We start from the raw sequence: 241 nt of genomic DNA, 5'->3' as shown, positions 1-241 counted from the left end.
CGATCGCTGTTGAGATAAAAGCCGTGGGTTTTGAAGAGTTTAATGAATTGATTGATGAATATGACTGCTGCCTTTTGGGGCCGCAAATCAAATATAAACTGCCTGAATTCAAGGCGATAGCCGATGAAAAAGAGAAACCAATCGCGGTAATTAATATGGTTGATTATGGCATGATGAATGGGGAAAAAGTCCTCAACGATGCCTTGGCGATGATTGCATAGCATAGCGGGAGGAATAATGA

At 41.5% G+C, this 241-nt stretch carries 1 protein-coding gene; it reads left to right on the top strand.

Translation table 11 applies throughout. The features are described from left to right. Window positions 1–2 precede the first annotated feature (2 nt). Complete coding sequence (locus tag NXT09_RS22465; protein ID WP_268581208.1) at window positions 3–221, top strand: PTS sugar transporter subunit IIB; 219 nt, start codon at window positions 3–5, stop codon at window positions 219–221. Window positions 222–241: the final 20 nt, after the last annotated feature.

The organism is Pectobacterium jejuense, from assembly GCF_026800125.1.
Classification (GTDB): Bacteria; Pseudomonadota; Gammaproteobacteria; order Enterobacterales; family Enterobacteriaceae; genus Pectobacterium; species Pectobacterium jejuense.
Note: the sequence above shows the minus strand (reverse complement) of the source record. Positions and strands in the feature narration are given on the sequence as shown.